Annotated in this window: 17 protein-coding genes and 1 riboswitch; of the genes, 6 read left to right on the top strand and 11 right to left on the bottom strand. The window is 36.4% G+C overall.

Annotated features, from left to right (window positions below; translation table 11 throughout):
* Positions 1-55: 55 nt before the first annotated feature.
* Positions 56-1,492: a RecQ family ATP-dependent DNA helicase gene (locus MHB75_RS02730; RefSeq protein WP_340995816.1), complete on the bottom strand. Its 1,437-nt coding sequence runs from the start codon at positions 1,490-1,492 to the stop codon at positions 56-58.
* Positions 1,493-2,509: a helix-turn-helix domain-containing protein gene (locus tag MHB75_RS02725; protein WP_340995815.1), complete on the bottom strand. Its 1,017-nt coding sequence runs from the start codon at positions 2,507-2,509 to the stop codon at positions 1,493-1,495.
* A gap of 105 nt (positions 2,510-2,614) precedes the next feature.
* On the opposite strand from MHB75_RS02725, the gene MHB75_RS02720 reads away from it, so the two are divergent.
* The 3 genes from MHB75_RS02720 to MHB75_RS02710 all read left to right on the top strand — a co-directional run bounded on the left by MHB75_RS02720 (position 2,615) and on the right by MHB75_RS02710 (position 4,065).
* Positions 2,615-2,863, top strand: coding sequence for a ferredoxin (locus MHB75_RS02720; protein WP_068454470.1), 249 nt, complete (start codon positions 2,615-2,617; stop codon positions 2,861-2,863).
* Between the two features lie 140 nt (positions 2,864-3,003).
* On the top strand, positions 3,004-3,207 hold the full coding sequence (locus MHB75_RS02715; protein ID WP_068454473.1) for a hypothetical protein: 204 nt from the start codon (positions 3,004-3,006) through the stop codon (positions 3,205-3,207).
* Positions 3,208-3,282: 75 nt separating this feature from the next.
* On the top strand, positions 3,283-4,065 hold the full coding sequence (locus tag MHB75_RS02710; RefSeq protein ID WP_340995814.1) for an enoyl-ACP reductase FabI: 783 nt from the start codon (positions 3,283-3,285) through the stop codon (positions 4,063-4,065).
* A gap of 91 nt (positions 4,066-4,156) precedes the next feature.
* Here MHB75_RS02710 and MHB75_RS02705 read toward each other — a convergent pair whose 3' ends face one another.
* From MHB75_RS02705 to MHB75_RS02695, 3 genes are read right to left on the bottom strand one after another with little or no spacing between them, the layout of a single operon-like run.
* Positions 4,157-5,176 (bottom strand): NAD(P)H-dependent flavin oxidoreductase, encoded by a 1,020-nt coding sequence (locus MHB75_RS02705; RefSeq protein ID WP_340995812.1) that lies wholly within the window; start codon positions 5,174-5,176, stop codon positions 4,157-4,159.
* Between the two features lie 12 nt (positions 5,177-5,188).
* Complete coding sequence (locus tag MHB75_RS02700) at positions 5,189-5,845, bottom strand: MFS transporter (RefSeq protein WP_340998536.1); 657 nt, start codon at positions 5,843-5,845, stop codon at positions 5,189-5,191.
* 50 nt (positions 5,846-5,895) lie between these two features.
* Positions 5,896-6,069 carry an MFS transporter gene (locus MHB75_RS02695; RefSeq protein WP_340995811.1) on the bottom strand — a complete coding sequence of 58 codons (174 nt, stop codon included), beginning with the start codon at positions 6,067-6,069 and terminating at the stop codon, positions 5,896-5,898.
* Positions 6,070-6,279: 210 nt separating this feature from the next.
* On the opposite strand from MHB75_RS02695, the gene MHB75_RS02690 reads away from it, so the two are divergent.
* Both MHB75_RS02690 and MHB75_RS02685 read left to right on the top strand, forming a co-directional pair.
* Complete coding sequence (locus MHB75_RS02690) at positions 6,280-6,852, top strand: metallophosphoesterase family protein (protein ID WP_141272541.1); 573 nt, start codon at positions 6,280-6,282, stop codon at positions 6,850-6,852.
* Between the two features lie 12 nt (positions 6,853-6,864).
* Positions 6,865-7,752 carry a LysR family transcriptional regulator gene (locus tag MHB75_RS02685; protein ID WP_340995809.1) on the top strand — a complete coding sequence of 296 codons (888 nt, stop codon included), beginning with the start codon at positions 6,865-6,867 and terminating at the stop codon, positions 7,750-7,752.
* 215 nt (positions 7,753-7,967) lie between these two features.
* On the opposite strand, the gene MHB75_RS02680 is transcribed toward MHB75_RS02685, so the two are convergent.
* Positions 7,968-8,375, bottom strand: a complete 408-nt coding sequence (locus MHB75_RS02680) for a hypothetical protein (protein ID WP_068454491.1) — start codon at positions 8,373-8,375, stop codon at positions 7,968-7,970.
* Positions 8,376-8,656: 281 nt separating this feature from the next.
* On the opposite strand from MHB75_RS02680, the gene MHB75_RS02675 reads away from it, so the two are divergent.
* Complete coding sequence (locus MHB75_RS02675) at positions 8,657-9,208, top strand: biotin transporter BioY (RefSeq protein WP_340995808.1); 552 nt, start codon at positions 8,657-8,659, stop codon at positions 9,206-9,208.
* Between the two features lie 50 nt (positions 9,209-9,258).
* Here MHB75_RS02675 and MHB75_RS02670 read toward each other — a convergent pair whose 3' ends face one another.
* From MHB75_RS02670 to resB, 5 genes are all read right to left on the bottom strand, one after another.
* The gene (locus MHB75_RS02670) at positions 9,259-9,840 is read right to left on the bottom strand and encodes an ECF transporter S component (RefSeq protein ID WP_141272535.1); all 582 of its coding nucleotides are present in this window, start codon (positions 9,838-9,840) and stop codon (positions 9,259-9,261) included.
* Positions 9,841-10,001: 161 nt separating this feature from the next.
* Positions 10,002-10,137: riboswitch (FMN riboswitch) on the bottom strand.
* A gap of 92 nt (positions 10,138-10,229) precedes the next feature.
* Positions 10,230-12,011 carry an ATP-binding protein gene (locus MHB75_RS02665; RefSeq protein WP_340995807.1) on the bottom strand — a complete coding sequence of 594 codons (1,782 nt, stop codon included), beginning with the start codon at positions 12,009-12,011 and terminating at the stop codon, positions 10,230-10,232.
* On the bottom strand, positions 12,004-12,720 hold the full coding sequence (locus MHB75_RS02660; protein WP_340995806.1) for a response regulator transcription factor: 717 nt from the start codon (positions 12,718-12,720) through the stop codon (positions 12,004-12,006). Before MHB75_RS02660 ends, MHB75_RS02665 begins: the two co-directional genes overlap by 8 nt.
* Positions 12,721-12,994: 274 nt before the next feature.
* Positions 12,995-14,182, bottom strand: coding sequence for a c-type cytochrome biogenesis protein CcsB (ccsB, locus tag MHB75_RS02655; protein ID WP_340995805.1), 1,188 nt, complete (start codon positions 14,180-14,182; stop codon positions 12,995-12,997).
* On the bottom strand, positions 14,179-15,819 hold the full coding sequence (gene resB, locus MHB75_RS02650; protein WP_340995804.1) for a cytochrome c biogenesis protein ResB: 1,641 nt from the start codon (positions 15,817-15,819) through the stop codon (positions 14,179-14,181). Before resB ends, ccsB begins: the two co-directional genes overlap by 4 nt.
* Positions 15,820-15,836 lie beyond the last annotated feature (17 nt).

Below are 15,836 nucleotides of genomic sequence, written 5' to 3'. Positions count from 1 at the left end.
TATAATCATAATACTATTATGACTAAAATTTTAATAAAAGTAAATGAATCTCAATTTAATTTGGAAATATTTGTTTAAAACGTTCTTGCCATGAAAAAAGTTGCGCCGATGCTTCTTTTATTAATCGTTTCTTCGGTATTACGTCTTCTGGTAGACCACATATGGAACAACATAACACAGGCTTCGTTAGGAGTTCCTGTTCAAAATATCGGCTAATTTCTTCTCTTATACAGTCTTTCCCTGTTAAAATTTGTTGCAATTGGTCGACTTCTTTCACTTTTTCAAATTTCATTCGATTTATTTGTTCTATTACCTCTGTTTTTGGTAATTTATGCATCCAATAATGTAAAATACGATAACTTGTTTCAGTTATTCTACTTTCTTCTACCATAATAAAAGGATTAACGCCTTGATTCGCTAACCGCTCATATTCATCAATATGAAATTCTTGAGGGTAATCCATTACACTCACTGATTTTGTAATACGATCATCTTCTTCTGTAAATAATAATGTCGCAAAAGACTGTTCACCGTCTCGTCCAGCTCTACCTACTTCTTGTAAATAGTTCCCCATCGAACTTGGTAGATGATCATGAATAATTTGACGAATATTTTCTTTATGAACACCCATACCAAAAGCATTCGTCGCAACAATCCAATCAAGCTCACCTGCAATAAATTGATGTTGTATCAATTGCCGTTCATCTTGTTGTATCCCTGCATGATAGGCTGCTACACGCACGCCAGATTCACGTAAAGCTTCTGCATATTCTTCTGTTTTCTTACGTGATTGTGTATAAATAATGCCAGGTGAAATCGTATTTTGTACATGTTGGACCAACCAATTCATTTTCTCATAATGTTTTTGAATAGGTACTACTTGGTAGCAAATATTCGGGCGATCCACAGCTGAAATCCATTCATAAGGATTTTCCATATGTAAATATTTTCGAATATCTTCTTTCACACGATTCGTTGCAGTAGCTGTTAATGCTAAAACTGGTACACGTGAAAATGTACGAATAGTATCACCAATATTTAAATATTCTGGTCGAAAATCAAACCCCCACTGAGAAATACAGTGTGCTTCGTCTACTGCAATTAATGCAATATGAACACGCGAAAGAGCTCGCTTAAAACTTTTTTGTCCTAACATTTCAGGCGATACAAAAATATAGCGATACGCTTGTAAATTCGCTAACACACGTTCACGTTGTTCGCCTTGTAAAAATGAATTGATGGCAACTACGCGTTTTTCACCAAACCGCTTCATCTGCTCTACTTGATCTTGCATGAGTGATAGTAATGGCGAAACGATGACTACCGCTCCATTTAAAAGATAACCACTCAATTGATAACATAGTGATTTTCCACTCCCTGTTGGAAGAAGTGCAATCACATCCTTTTCTTGTAAAACAGCTTCAATCACTTCTCTTTGACCTGGACGAAATGTATCGTAATGAAAGTATTTTTTTAATGCTTCTTCTAACATTTAAACACCCCCTGCCCATGCTAAAACTAAGCGAATTTGAAAATAACTCGCTTCTGGTATCTTTTCTTTGATTGGTCTAAGTTTTTTACTCCCTACTTCAGATACAACTGCTTCAATTGCTAAACGTATCTCATTTGGTACGAATTGCTCAATCGGAAAAGTTTGCACATTCATTGCAATTTCTGCAATATGATCTTCAATTGTACTCATCTTCAAACGTCTAATCTGTGCAATTTGTTCCATGTTCATTCCCTGCATCAATAAATTAGCTGTTTGTTGTGTAGAAGCTGTTAACACTGTTTGTACACGTACTTGATATAAAAGTGGTTCAAATAAAGCGACAGAATGTTCTTCAATAAAACGAATCATATGATGTAGCGTATGTACATATTGTAATTGTAAATCAAGTTCCGAACTATTTGTTTGTTCTTTTAATTGTTGCCATGTCCAACCAATTTGTTGAAACCCGCTCAAGCGATACATGAAGATATTTTTTTCTTGTTCAGTCACAGGAAGTTCTTCTAGCAATTGATGGAAAGCTTCAATAAAAGCATGTTGTTGCTTTTCTTCTTGATAATGTAGCCACGCCAAATACTGACGAACAAACTGTTGCACACGTTCATCTCGCACAATCGGTAAAAAGCGCGATTCTTGCATACGTAGATTAGAAATCGTTTGCACAACTAATTGGAATCGGTCAAAAAAAACATGTTCACCACCGCGTAAATGCCAACCATCTAAACCATCAAATGTGAGGTGAGGTGCAACTAGAACGTGTACATGTTCATCTTCTGAAATCGTAATTTTATTTTTTTGTTCTAGATGTTGAATTTGTGTATAAAATTTCTCTTTTGTTAAACGAGGGAATAAATTAAAGTATGGCTGTAATTGAAATAACCCTACATCTTGAATAGTTTGACCTGACTTTTTCCCTTTTAATAAATGATATGCAGAAAACACTGTTCGTTGTCCATCATACTTTTGAAGTATATGTAATAATAATTGTTCAAAAAACAAGCCAAATTCCTCCTCGTTTCATTGATTATGGTTGAAATGAAATGCAAAGCACTTTAGAATAAGAATGAAGCTATTGGGAACGACACAAAAGGAGAGGTAAAATATATGGCTAAGTTTACAATTGTAGACCAAGATACTTGTATCGCTTGTGGCGCTTGTGGCGCTGCTGCACCTGATATTTATGACTATGATGATGAAGGTATTGCCTTCGTTATTTTAGATAATAACACAGGGACAACTGAAGTACCAGAAGACTTAATGGAGGACATGGAGGACGCGTTTGAAGGTTGTCCAACTGACTCAATTAAGGTTGCCGATGAAACTTTCGACGGCGATGCATTAAAATACGAATAATACGATAAGAGACTGAGCCTTTGCTTTAGTCTCTTTTCTTTTGTTATTAAATGTTTCAATTTTCTCTCAATTTAGTTTATACTTACTTTAAATGGGTATCGTGTTATATACATAATGCTATGATTATAAGGAGGTTTAAAATGAAATATTTTATTAACTATTCCATTCAACTCGTGTTATTTATTATTTTAGGTGCTGCATACGCTCAATTCATGACACACTTTACGCCTCTTTATTTTTTCTCTGAGAATGTTCGACATGTATTATTACTCATAGTAGCGAGTATTTTAAGCCTTGCCTCTGTTCATCTTATTAAAAATGTATTTGGCTTTGTTGCAAAATAATAGTTGCATTCGCGCTATGAGTACGTTAAAATTTTAGTATCAGGTACTAATAGTAACTATATGTAGGGGGCTATTATGGAAAATTTATTAAACTTTAAAGATAAAAATATCGTCGTAATGGGTGTTGCCAACGACCGTAGTATTGCATGGGGTATTGCAAAATCATTATTCTCAATTGGTGCACACGTTACATTTACATACCGTAAAGATCGTTCACTAGCAAAATTACAAAAGCTATTAACAGATGTTGATGCGTCTACTTATGATGTCATTCAATGTGATGTTAACAGTGATGAGAGTATCCAACAAGCATTTGATGAAATCGGTAAAAAACGTGGTGTTATTCATGGTATCGTACACTCTGTTGCTTCATCTTTAACAGAGGATTTAAAAAACCGTTTCCTTGAAACATCTCGTGATGGTTATGCTTTCGCACAAGATACAAGTGCTTATTCATTAATCGCTGTTGCAAAAGCTGCACATCCTTATATGACAGAGAATGGTTCAATTGTAACTATGAGTTACTTAGGCGCTGACCGTGTATTAGAAGGCTACAATGTAATGGGTATCGCAAAAGCAGCTCTTGAAGCATCTGTACGTTATCTAGCAGCAGATATCGGTCAAGATAACATTCGTGTAAATGCCATTTCAGCAGGACCAATCAAAACAATTTCAGCGAAAGCTGTTCCATCATTTAATCAAATTTTAAATAAAATTGAAGAAGCTGCACCAATGCGTCGCAACATTACACAAGAAGAAGTAGCGAATATGACAATTGTTATGTTAAGTCAACTTTCAAGCGGTGTAACAGGCGAAGTTATTTATGTAGATTCTGGCTATAATATTCTAGGTATTTAATAAGCGAAGAAGTGGGGATCCTATTCCTGCTTCTTTTTTATGCTTCATAAAAAAGAGAGTCGTACTATTCACGTACGATTCTCGCTTTATTTTATAAATCTGCATGAACAAATCGTTCAATAATCTCTCGAATTGTTCCTTTCGTTGCCTGGTGTAAATTTGTTCCTGCCCATAAAGACATATTCTCGGAATTATTTGCAAAGGCTGCTCTTGCACGAACCCCTTTTGTTAAATCATTTTGATATGGAAATGGAGCAACAGGCATCATTTCCATCTTTTCAATAAAACTATTCATAATACCTCGAGCTGGTTTTCCAGAAAACATTTTTGTGAGAACGGTTTCATCTGTTTCCGCACATAAAATACGTTCTTTATGTGCAGAAGGTGCACCACTTTCGTCACTTACTAATAAAGTAGTTCCCAATGTAATTGCTTCTGCTCCCTGGTTTAGATACCAATCCATTTGTTTTTTAGTTGCAATCCCTCCTGCAACAATCAACGGAATATTCGTTATATCTTTTGCCTGTGTAAATAAATCTTTTAACGGTATATACTGAAATGGCTCAATAAACGAACCACGATGCCCTCCTGCTTCCATTCCTTGCAAGAATATACCGTCTACATCCAATTGATTCGCTACATGAACTTCTTCAAGTGAAGTAGCTGTAATGAAAACGAGAATACTTTTTTCTCTTAAAAGACGAATTTGTAAAGGTGTAGGTACGCCAAATGTAAACGAACAAGCGGCAACACCTTCTTCCAAAACAACAGCTAATTGCTCATCATATTGAGATTTAGACAATTTCACCTCATCCCTTTTAATTTGATTGTCAATTTTCGCATCAATCAATGCTTGTTTTGCAATGGTAATCTCGTGTTGTACAACTGGCGGTACTTCATGTGCAAAAAGATTGATTAAAAATGGTTTAGATGAATATTTTTTTACTTGGCGAATAAAATCCCGTGTTGAATCTGCAGACATATACCCTGCACCAATCGAGCCTAAAATTCCTGCCTCTAGACTTGCGATGACCATTTCAGGTGTTGTCACACCAGCCATTGGTGCTTGTATAATTGGGTAGTTCATTGAAAGTTTTTTGTGTAAATGCATGTTACACGCCTCCTACAATAACTTTTTTGGTTGTCTCCAAAACATAGCGATTACTAAACTAATTAACAGCACAGCCAGCGAAAAAACATAAGGTGAATATGCTTGGTAATCAAATAATGCTCCTGCGATAATCGGTCCAACAATATTCCCTACACTTGTAAATGACGAATTTAACCCACTAATGTATCCCTGTTGTTGACCAGCAACTTTAGATAAATATGTTGTTAAAGCTGGACGAATTAAATCGAAAGTCCAAAAGACCATTAATGTCACAAGTAAGATTGATATAAATGATGATACATTCATCATGAAAACCATCATTATTGCAGCGACAAAAATACAGATACGAATTAAATTAATTTCTCCTAATTTCCGTGTTAAACCATCGAATAAAAAGACTTGGAATACCGTACCAAGTACGCCACTCAAAATCAATAAGATTGCAATATCTTTTGCTGTAAATTGGAATTGACGGTCTAAAAATAATCCATAGATAGTTTCGTATGCCGAAAGTCCAAAAGAAGAAATAAAAATAATTAAAAAAGGTATAAAGAAAATTGGTTGTAGTAAACTTTTCAAACTTGTTGCTTCTGTTTTTATTGATTTTTCAGATTGCACTTGTTCTCGTTCTGGTTCTTTTAAAAACAGAATCGAAAAAACAGCACCAATAAAACCTAAAAGAGCTGCTGTGAAGAATGGTGCGCGAATATTAATTTCCGCTAAAAACCGCCAATTCCTGGCCCTAAGATAAATCCTGTATTAATTGCGGCTGATACATAGCCCATCGCTCTTGGACGCTGTTTAATATCTGTAACATCGGCTACATATGCTGTAATGGCTAGCATGACAAAAGCAGCGCTTATTCCACCAATAAAACGTGATAAATAAAGCAACTCAACAACATGACTACTGCAAATAGTAACTCAGACAATCACACGTCCTTTTCCCCATATAATGACTTCTATCATATCATTGATACAAGTTCTTTATACTATTTTTTACTCATTTACCCATATTATGCTTTTTTAAAAATACATGTTTATATAAAGTGACCTAATTATTTGGTAAACTATTATTAATTGAGGATTAAAAGGAGTTATTTTATGAAATATGCTTTATTAGGGGATCTACATTCCCATAAAGAGGATACACAATCCGTTTTAGAACATATTGATGCAACAGCTTCTTCTGCTATTCGTATCGGTTTGGGTGATTTATTTGAATGTACGATTAGCAAAAAGAAAGCACATAAAAAACAGTCGCTTCCTTTACATGTGGCTGCTAAATTACCATATGATTTCATTCAACTACTTGATTTCCCTTCTATTATCGGAAACCAAGAATTGCGCATCATGCAAGTAACTGGGCAAACACTTTTTGGATCTTTACCTGAAACAATGGAGATTGAAGGCGCTCAATTAATTCACGGACATCAATTTGAATGGTTAGACGATGTTACACCTGTCATTAAAAAAAATAGTGAACCACTTACTTTTTTCGGGCATAGCCATCATTCTGCACTTTTCCATAAGGGAATCACACAACCTTTCAAATGGAATGAGCCTATTCATTTAACAAAAAAGCGCTATGCCATCAATGTCGGTTCTGTCATCTTTCATCGCGAATGGTGTTTATATGATGCGGATCAAAGAACGATTACATTTATGAAAGTTTAGGGGGGAAAATAGATGGAATGGCAACAACTGGAGTATTTTCAAATGCTCGCAAAAATCCAGCATATGACAAAAGCAGCAGAACAATTATCCATTTCGCAACCTGCTCTTAGTCGCTCTATTGCCAGATTAGAAGACGAGCTTGGCGTCCCGTTATTCGAACGTCAAGGACGCTCAATTCGCCTCAATCGCTACGGTGAACTATTTGTAAAACGTGTACATAATATTATGCGAGAATATCAGGATGGTTTGCAAGAGATTCAACAAATTGTGGATCCAAATCATGGTGAAGTATCACTAGGTTTCTTACATACCCTCGGAACGAATGTTGTGCCCGATTTAATCCGACATTTCCGTAAAAAAAATGAACAAATTCACTTTTCTTTAAAACAAAATCATACACATTTACAATTACTCGAATTGAAGTCTGGTGATTTAGATCTTTGTTTACTTGCAGAAATGGAGGTAGAAAAGCCGATTGAATGGCGTGAGTTATGGCGCGAGAAATTGGTCGCTATTGTACCAAGCAACCATGCACTAGCAAATAAAGATTCGATTACTTTAACAGAGCTCGGACAAGAATCTTTTATCTTATTAAAAAAGGGCTATGCACTTCGTATTCAAATGGATGAGCTATTTCAAGAGAAAAATATTGAGCCACGTATTACGTTTGAAGGTGACGAAGTCGCAACCGTTGCTGGCTTTGTAGCCGCTGGTCTTGGTGTATCAATTCTGCCTGAAGGTGATGAAATTAATCAAAAACGTATTACCAAAATCCCACTAACAGATGTCAATGCTGAACGTATTATTGGTATGGCTTGGTCTGAAGGGCGTTATTTATCACCTGCTGCTCAAAAATTCCAACAGTTTATCTTTGACTACTTTAAATCACCTTCCCAATAATCGTAAGAAGAGGCTGGGCAAATATTTCACTTTCCTTTTTTAGCGTTCGCAATAAAAAACTGGAACCGCACTACAGCGCGATTCCAGTTTTTCTTATGCTTATGTAGGATGATGTTTTTTTACACGTATATCCCACCCTATTTTCATATGTTATACTTCTATACTTTTAGTTATGTATGTTTCAAATTACGTAAAGCCCAATTCATTCGAATGAACTAAGCTCCTCTATTTAATACTAAATACTTCCCTAAATACTTTAACGAAACATCGGCTGTGAAAAATACCGCGCCTAATGTAAAGCCTGCTGTCCAAATTTCTGGTTGCATCGCCGTTTCAACTTCATCATTCATCCAACTATAAATAAAAATCGGTACAGCTACTGTTGAACCTAGTAAAGAATGGAATAAAAAAGATACACCTGAAATATTTCGTTTGGATGAAGCAAAAAAGTCCGATACATAGGATATGATTAATCCATATGTAAAAATTAAAGGAAATGAATACATACTAATGTTTAATGCCGAAGTCAAAAAATCATCTTGCTGATTACTATATAGCATCGGTAATATAAAAAACGCAGCAAGAGATGTAATGAAAGCACTGAGTAGTTTCCTTTCGGTCACAAAGCTTCCCCTCTCTATTTTATCAGTCATTTTTTCTCATATTGAAGCAAATTTCTTATTTTTTAATTTGTTCAATCGTCTTTGTCTTATTATACATATTTCTAATCTTTTTGCAAATTCTCTGACATTTATTGTAAGTTGTTACTTTAAAATGATATTTTTTTGTTATATACGTCATATACTTTACGTTGATGTTACAAAAAAAGTATTGACCTTTTTTCATTTTTTCATTATATTTTGGTTAACTACTTTTAAAATAAGTTTACACAAAGGGGATTTTTATGAGAAATGAACAATTGAAGATGTGGATTCTTTCCGCATTATTCGCAGCAATTATCGGGATTTTTGCACAGGTTACGATTCCACTACCACTCATTCCAATTACAGGACAAACATTTGCAATTGGTTTAGCTGTTACAATTCTAGGACTTCGTTATGGCTCGCTATCTGTATTTATTTACATATTACTAGGCGCAATTGGGATCCCAGTCTTCAGTGGTATGTCAGGTGGTCTAGGCGTTGTTGCAGGACCAACTGGTGGCTATATTATCGGCTTCCTACCAGCAGCTGTAGCAATCGGTTTATACCTTGAAAAATTCGGTTTTACAAAGGTACAAGCGATCATTGCCAATATTATCGGAATGATTGTAACACTTGCTTTCGGTACAATCTGGCTAAAATTTAGTGCTGATTTATCTTGGACTGGTGCATTTATGGGCGGTGTCTATCCATTCTTACTTGTTGGTGTAATTAAAGCTGTTTTATCTGCGCTAGCAGGCGTTGCCGTACGCAATCGCTTATTACATGCACAATTACTACGTGTACAACATTAAAACTCATACAAAAAGCTTTGGCATTTTCTTAAATGCCAAAGCTTTTTTAGTTATGCTTGGAAACTTCTGCGTTCTTTCGTCATCCACTTACCCATTACATTAAATAATAGTAGGAAGACAATTGTTACAAGAATACCTTTAATAATATTGAATGGTAGCACACCCGCTACGATTGTAGCACGTAATGCAGCCCCTGTTTCAACAGGCATGTTTAAGAAGTAATTATACATTGGCATAAAGACGAAGTAATTTAATACACTCATACCTACTGCCATAGAGATTGTACCTACAACAAGACCAATTCCCAATCCTTTTTTTGTACTTAATTTTTTATAAACAAAGTACGTTGGAAGGATAAATAATAAGCCTGTTACAAAGTTTGCCATATGCCCTACTGGTACCCCCGTTGGACTACCTGTGTATACCCAGTCAATGACATTCTTTAGTAGCTCGACTAAAATCCCTGCAAGTGGTCCCATAATAATCATTGCGACTAACGCTGGGATATCACCGAAATCTACCTCTAAAAAATTCGGGAATGGCGGAATTGGAAAATTAATTAAATGTAGTAAAAATGCAATACTACTTAGCATCCCAATTGCAATCATGCGACGTAACTTCTTGTTCTTCATATTCTGTTTTCTCCTTTTGTTGCGGATCACTTCAAAAAGAGGTAAGGCTGCGCGTGTGCTTATTTAAAATAGAACTCCCACGTAGAAGTACTTCTACGCGGGAGAATTAGGTAACATTAAATAAACGTTGTTCACTCATTTTTATGAACACAACGCTGTACCTTCACCTTCTCCCATCCAGACTATACTGTCGGCTTTGGAGTTGCACCAAATCAACCTGTTAAGGTTCGCGGGCTGAGAAGTGTTAAACACTTCATTACCGCCGGTCGGGAATTACACCCTGCCCCGAAGATGAACCGTATTTATTTTTTCCACACATTCATCATACAAAAAAAGTCTTGAATTGTAAAGAGAATTTTCTCTCGAATTCAAGACTTTTTCTTTATTCATTAAATTTCATCTGGTAGTGGTAGGAAGAATGTAAAGGTTGTACCTACATCTACTTCGCTTTCTACCGTAATACGGCCTCGATGTGCATTAATAATATTACTTGCAATGGCTAGACCTAAACCTGTGCCACCCTTACCTCTTGTTCGTGCTTTATCTGCTTTATAAAAGCGTTCAAAGACATATGCAAGGTCTTCTTTCGGAATACCAGCACCATCGTCTTGAATACGAATGCGCACTTGTCCTGCATATTGGTCTGCTAGCACCTTTACATGCCCACCACTTGCTGTATGACGAATTGCGTTATCCACTAAATTCGTTACAACTTGTTCGATGCGGTCTTCATCAATCTGAACGCGCGCATCATCTGAGAACTCTGTTTCATAACTTACTTCGATTCCTTTTTCTTTCCCACGCTGTACGAACTTCTGTGTCATACGTTCAAATACTTGATTAATACTTAAATCATCGAGATATAAACGCATCTTCCCAGATTCCATACGCGCTAAATCGAGTAAGTCGGTTACTAATCGGCTCATGCGCTGTGATTCATCATAAATAATACGCATCATTTCATTGCGTTCTTCCTCCGAAGACACAACTCCGTCTAAGATGGCTTCACTATATCCTTGAAGCATCGAAATAGGTGTACGTAACTCATGTGATACATTTGCAATGAAATCTGAACGCAATTTATCAAGGCGATGTTCTTCTGTCTTATCTCGCAAAACAGCTACTGCACCACGTACTGATTCAGCACTATATAAAGGGCTAATTGAAATGACATAATATACACCATCAATTTCTAATTCTTCCTCTAGTTCTTCTTCTAAATCAAGTACATGTTCTAGCATATGATAGATAGCTATTGGCAATGGTTTTGACTGATCTTCTTTCGATAAGAACCATTTTTGTAATAATAATTCGGCTGGTGGATTACTTAACAAAATTGTACGATCACGATTAAACGTAATTACCGCATCTGTCATAGACGTTAAAATACTCGATAACTGTTCTTTCTCTTGATTAATGACTTCCACATGGTGCTTTAACTGTCTACCCATTTGATTGAAGGCCGTTGCAAGCTGTCCAATCTCATCACGACTCAATACAGGTACTTTTGAATCGAACTTGCCTTTTGCGACTTCAAATGCAGCTTCACGCATTTTACGAAGCGGTGAAGTAATACGACTTGATAAGAAGAACGCAAAGAATGTCGTTAACACTAAAGCAATTGCAGCAGATAAGAAGACGATTTTTGTTGTCTCTTTTGTCGTACGATGAACAGCATCTGGGCTTTGATAGATGAAAACTGCACCATGCACTTTTTGGTCTACATTAATCGGCGACGCGAGCACAATATAATTCTCCATATGTTCTTTATCTGTTGTAGATGGTAATAACATCTCTTTTACAATCGGTTCATCTGATTCATAGACCTTGTCAAAAGCATGGTTTTGAATGATTTTTTCACGAATTTCTTTTTGATTTAACCCTTCTTGAAGTGAATATTGAATCTTCCCTTGCTTAGAAGAAATTAAAGCATTCGTTTCTTCTCCTAAAATATCGTTAATAATGGATTCTGTAGCAGCGAGCGAATCATGTTCATTCACAATTCGTGCAATGGTTGTAGCTTCTTGGCGTAATGTTTTTTCTGCTTGTTGTGTATTAAAATTCGATAAAAATTCGAGCATGAGTACTGTGAAAATAAACAGTACAAATGAAACGAGAAGCAATATGGTTACCCATAGCTTCCCGACAACACTATTCCATATTCTAGTCATTTACGACCTCGAATTTATAACCTACGCCCCAAACCGTTACAATCATCTTCGCCGCATCTTCTGATACGCGATTTAACTTTTCACGTAAACGCTTTACATGCGTATCTACTGTACGTAAATCACCGAAGAAGTCATAATGCCATACTTCTTTTAATAGCTGCTCACGGTCAAATACTTTATCTGGTGACTTCGCTAAGAAATAAAGTAATTCGTATTCTTTCGGCGTTAAGTTCACTTCTTCCCCATCTGCGGAAACGCGGTGCGCATCATGGTCAATTGTTAGATGCGGGAAGACCACTAAATCTTTTGAAGCCGATGTAGATGAAATAGGTGAGTAAGCAGCTGAGCGACGTAAAATCGCTTTAATACGCAATACAACTTCACGTGGACTAAATGGTTTTACAATATAGTCATCTGCACCCATTTCAAACCCTTGTACACGATTCGCTTCTTCGCCTTTTGCTGTTAATAAAACAATTGGTGTTGTCTTTTTCTCACGAATATTTTCTGCCGCTTGTAAGCCGTCCATCTCTGGCATCATAATATCTAAAATGATACAGTGGTAGTCATTTTCTAAAGCTTTCTCTACGGCTTCTACACCATTCTCTGCTTCTTCTACTAAGTATCCTTCACGTTCTAAGTACATTCGAATGAGACGACGAATACGATCTTCATCATCTACAACTAAAATTGAAATTTGTTCACTCACAAATAATTCCTCCCCGGACTCTTATAATCTTATTGTACAACCCCGCCATATAAATGAAAAGGAAACCACATCTAGTGTACACAGGATTGACACGATTTTGACGCTTTTATCCACCGTTTGTTCAAATTAAACAGGAAAACGGAATAAACCATCCTTTTTTTACCATACATATTCTATTTTAAATGACTCTTTCTGATTATGCCATAGTTACTTTTCGAGTAAAAAAGAGTAGTTTCTCTCCTCTCGAAGCGAATACTACTCTCTTTTATTTTTACTATTCTGCGTATGAATGCAAGCCTGCGATAATTAAATTCACTGCGACAAAGTTAAACATAATAATTGCAAAACCAATCACAGCTAACCAAGCCGATTTTTTCCCTTCCCATCCTTTTGATAGACGAAGGTGTAAGAAAGCTGCATAGAACAACCATGTAATGAGCGCCCAAACTTCTTTTGGATCCCACGCCCAGAAACGCGTCCATGCTTCTTGCGCCCAAATCATCGCAAAGACAAGTGCACCTAGCGTGAAAACAGGGAATCCGATTAATACAGCTCGGTATCCGATTTCATCCATCAATGTAATGTTCGTCTGTTTTACAAGTGGTTGTACGACTTGCGCCAAAGGTTTTCGGCAGAATAAACGCAATAATCCATATAAAATCGTACCGACGATAAATGACCAAACGACGGTTGTTAACTTTTTCGCATTAATGCTAGCTGGCATATCCATAAGTGGTTGCATGCGCTCAGGCGTTAATGCCCTACTTTCATGCATACCGAATAGCGGTGGCGTGTTATACGTAATTTCCACTTGTTGTTGTTCTGTATCAATATAACTAAATTCCGCATCATAGTGCATACTACTAAAAATTGCAGTTACAACAACAAAACCAATCACGACTACTAGACTATACATCACAACTTCTAACCAGAAGCGCTCCTTACTCGGCTTTTTAAATGATACTGTTTTAAGTAAGTAAACGAGACCTGCTACAGCACTCATCGCTAAGATGGCTTCGCCAATTACCGTCGTAATAACATGGATAGTTAACCAATATGATTTTAGTGCTGGAATCAATGGTGTCACGTCACTTGGGAACATACTTGCAAATGCGATGAGTAGCACTGCAATTGAAAGAGCTACGATACCAAGTGTTGCTAAACGGTACATCCAATACATAATTAAAAACGCACCAACAATAAACATACCAAAGGCTGTGGCAAATTCGAACATATTACTAACAGGCGCATGTTCTGCATAAATCCAACGTGTAATAAAATACAAGACATTGCTTATAAACCCAATGATCGTCACAACCATCGCAGCATTACCCCAATGTTTATTTGAGGTAGAAACATCGCGTTGTTTATGGCGAATCGCACCACCAAATAACAAAATAGCAAGTAAATAAGCGATGAAAGCGATTAATAGTAATGTCCCACTAAGATCTAATAGATTCATTGTTTCTCTCTCTCCTCTAGCTGATCATGATAGTCTGTTAAATGCGCAGATGTGCATACTTCACTTACGTCTTTTTTCATGCTAAACCAATTTTTATTCGTATGCGCTGCAAGTAACACACGACCATCTTCTGTTCGTTGCAACCAGATACGACGATGACTCCAATAAGAACCCATTGTTACACCAATCATAAAAATAATACCTCCGACTAACAAAATCGGTAATGTTTTATCTTTTCGAACAGTTAGATTCGAAGCGTCTCGCGTTTCAACAGATTGGAACTTCATTTTATATGTTGTTTCTCCAAATGGCTCTAATGTTTGGCGAATTGCTACAAAACTTGTTTCACCCTTTGGCTGTTCAGGTGTTATCATCTTAAAAATAAAAGCTGGATTGTTTGGAATAGATGAAGCTGTTTGAGGTTCACCATCTTTAAATTCAGTAAAATCTGGATAGTATTTTTGTAGTGCTACTTTTGTTTGTTTGTTAATTACATATTCTTTTTTCGGGTTACGTAAGTCAATCGTAATTTGCCCTAAAGATTTTTTGCTTGTTTTATTAACTAAATCAAACGTCATCGTCTTCAATTCATCTTGCTTGAAATCTGTTTGATATAAAGCAAAACCATCGTATTTTAATGGTTTATTCACTTGAATACTATATTGACCGATTTTTTGTAAATCAGCTGTATCACCTGCTAAAGGTGTGCCATCTTCTTTATACAAGGTCACATCTGTCTGATAGTTTTTAGCGCGTGTATTAATCGCTTGTTCTACTCGCTCAGAATCTTGTCCTTTTAAATCTTTTTCATCATATGTTTCTAAAATAAATTGATTATTTTTTATGTAATAACCTTCTACACCTGGAATGGCAGTTGTTTCTCCTTCGCGCACCCAGAGGCTTTCATCTACATAAAAACCAGGCATTAAGCGCAACATGACACCTGATATGAAAATAATTAACCCAACATGATTGATATACGGTCCAAAACGAGAAAAACGTCCTTTTTCAGCCAGTAATGCACCTTGTTCTCTTTTGACATGATAGCGCATTGATTTTAGCGTTTGCTCTGCTAATTCAAATGTTTCAGCAGCCTGTTTTTCATCTTCTACTGTTTCAGATACAAGACGCTGACGCTTCATAAACGACGCATGGCGACGCACACGTTGGTGTTTTAGAGCTTTATAAAGTGGAATACCACGATCAAGACTAGCGATAATAATCGAGACAGCTAACATCCCGACAATTGTTTGGAACCACCAAGAAGCATAAATATTTGAAAATCCTAATACATAATAGATTTTACCGAAAAAGCCATACTTTTCTTCATAAACATCGATTGTTTCCATACCTGGTGGGACGGATACAAACATAATCTGTGGTAAAAATGTACCAATAGCAGCGAGGACGAGCGTAATAACGATGAGCGATACGCCTACTTTGACGCTTGAAAAGAAATTCCATATTCGGTCTATAAAAGATTTTTTATACGTTTTAGAACGAATGGCTGTTCCATCATAACGCATATCAACGACCTTTTTTTCTTCATCTTCTTTTGTTAGCGGTCTGCCACACTGCGCACAGAGGTGTGTCCCTTCTGGATTTTCGTAACTACACGCACATACAATTTTTTTCATATTTAGAAAACTCCCTT

This window comes from Kurthia sp. FSL E2-0154 (genome assembly GCF_038003625.1).
GTDB lineage: Bacteria > Bacillota > Bacilli > Bacillales_A > Planococcaceae > Kurthia > Kurthia gibsonii.
This window is presented reverse-complemented; position numbering and strand designations above follow the sequence as displayed.

What these genes read in the sequence shown, in the direction of transcription:
- MHB75_RS02675 (WP_340995808.1), top strand. Translation starts at nt 8,657, where the DNA reads ATGAGAAATGAACAATTGAAGATGTGGATTCTTTCCGCATTATTCGCA.
- MHB75_RS02730 (WP_340995816.1), bottom strand. Translation starts at nt 1,492, where the DNA reads ATGTTAGAAGAAGCATTAAAAAAATACTTTCATTACGATACATTTCGT.
- ccsB (WP_340995805.1), bottom strand. Translation starts at nt 14,182, where the DNA reads ATGAATCTATTAGATCTTAGTGGGACATTACTATTAATCGCTTTCATC.
- MHB75_RS02705 (WP_340995812.1), bottom strand. Translation starts at nt 5,176, where the DNA reads ATGCATTTACACAAAAAACTTTCAATGAACTACCCAATTATACAAGCA.
- MHB75_RS02715 (WP_068454473.1), top strand. Translation starts at nt 3,004, where the DNA reads ATGAAATATTTTATTAACTATTCCATTCAACTCGTGTTATTTATTATT.
- resB (WP_340995804.1), bottom strand. Translation starts at nt 15,819, where the DNA reads ATGAAAAAAATTGTATGTGCGTGTAGTTACGAAAATCCAGAAGGGACA.
- MHB75_RS02665 (WP_340995807.1), bottom strand. Translation starts at nt 12,011, where the DNA reads ATGACTAGAATATGGAATAGTGTTGTCGGGAAGCTATGGGTAACCATA.
- MHB75_RS02710 (WP_340995814.1), top strand. Translation starts at nt 3,283, where the DNA reads ATGGAAAATTTATTAAACTTTAAAGATAAAAATATCGTCGTAATGGGT.
- MHB75_RS02720 (WP_068454470.1), top strand. Translation starts at nt 2,615, where the DNA reads ATGGCTAAGTTTACAATTGTAGACCAAGATACTTGTATCGCTTGTGGC.
- MHB75_RS02690 (WP_141272541.1), top strand. Translation starts at nt 6,280, where the DNA reads ATGAAATATGCTTTATTAGGGGATCTACATTCCCATAAAGAGGATACA.
- MHB75_RS02685 (WP_340995809.1), top strand. Translation starts at nt 6,865, where the DNA reads ATGGAATGGCAACAACTGGAGTATTTTCAAATGCTCGCAAAAATCCAG.
- MHB75_RS02670 (WP_141272535.1), bottom strand. Translation starts at nt 9,840, where the DNA reads ATGAAGAACAAGAAGTTACGTCGCATGATTGCAATTGGGATGCTAAGT.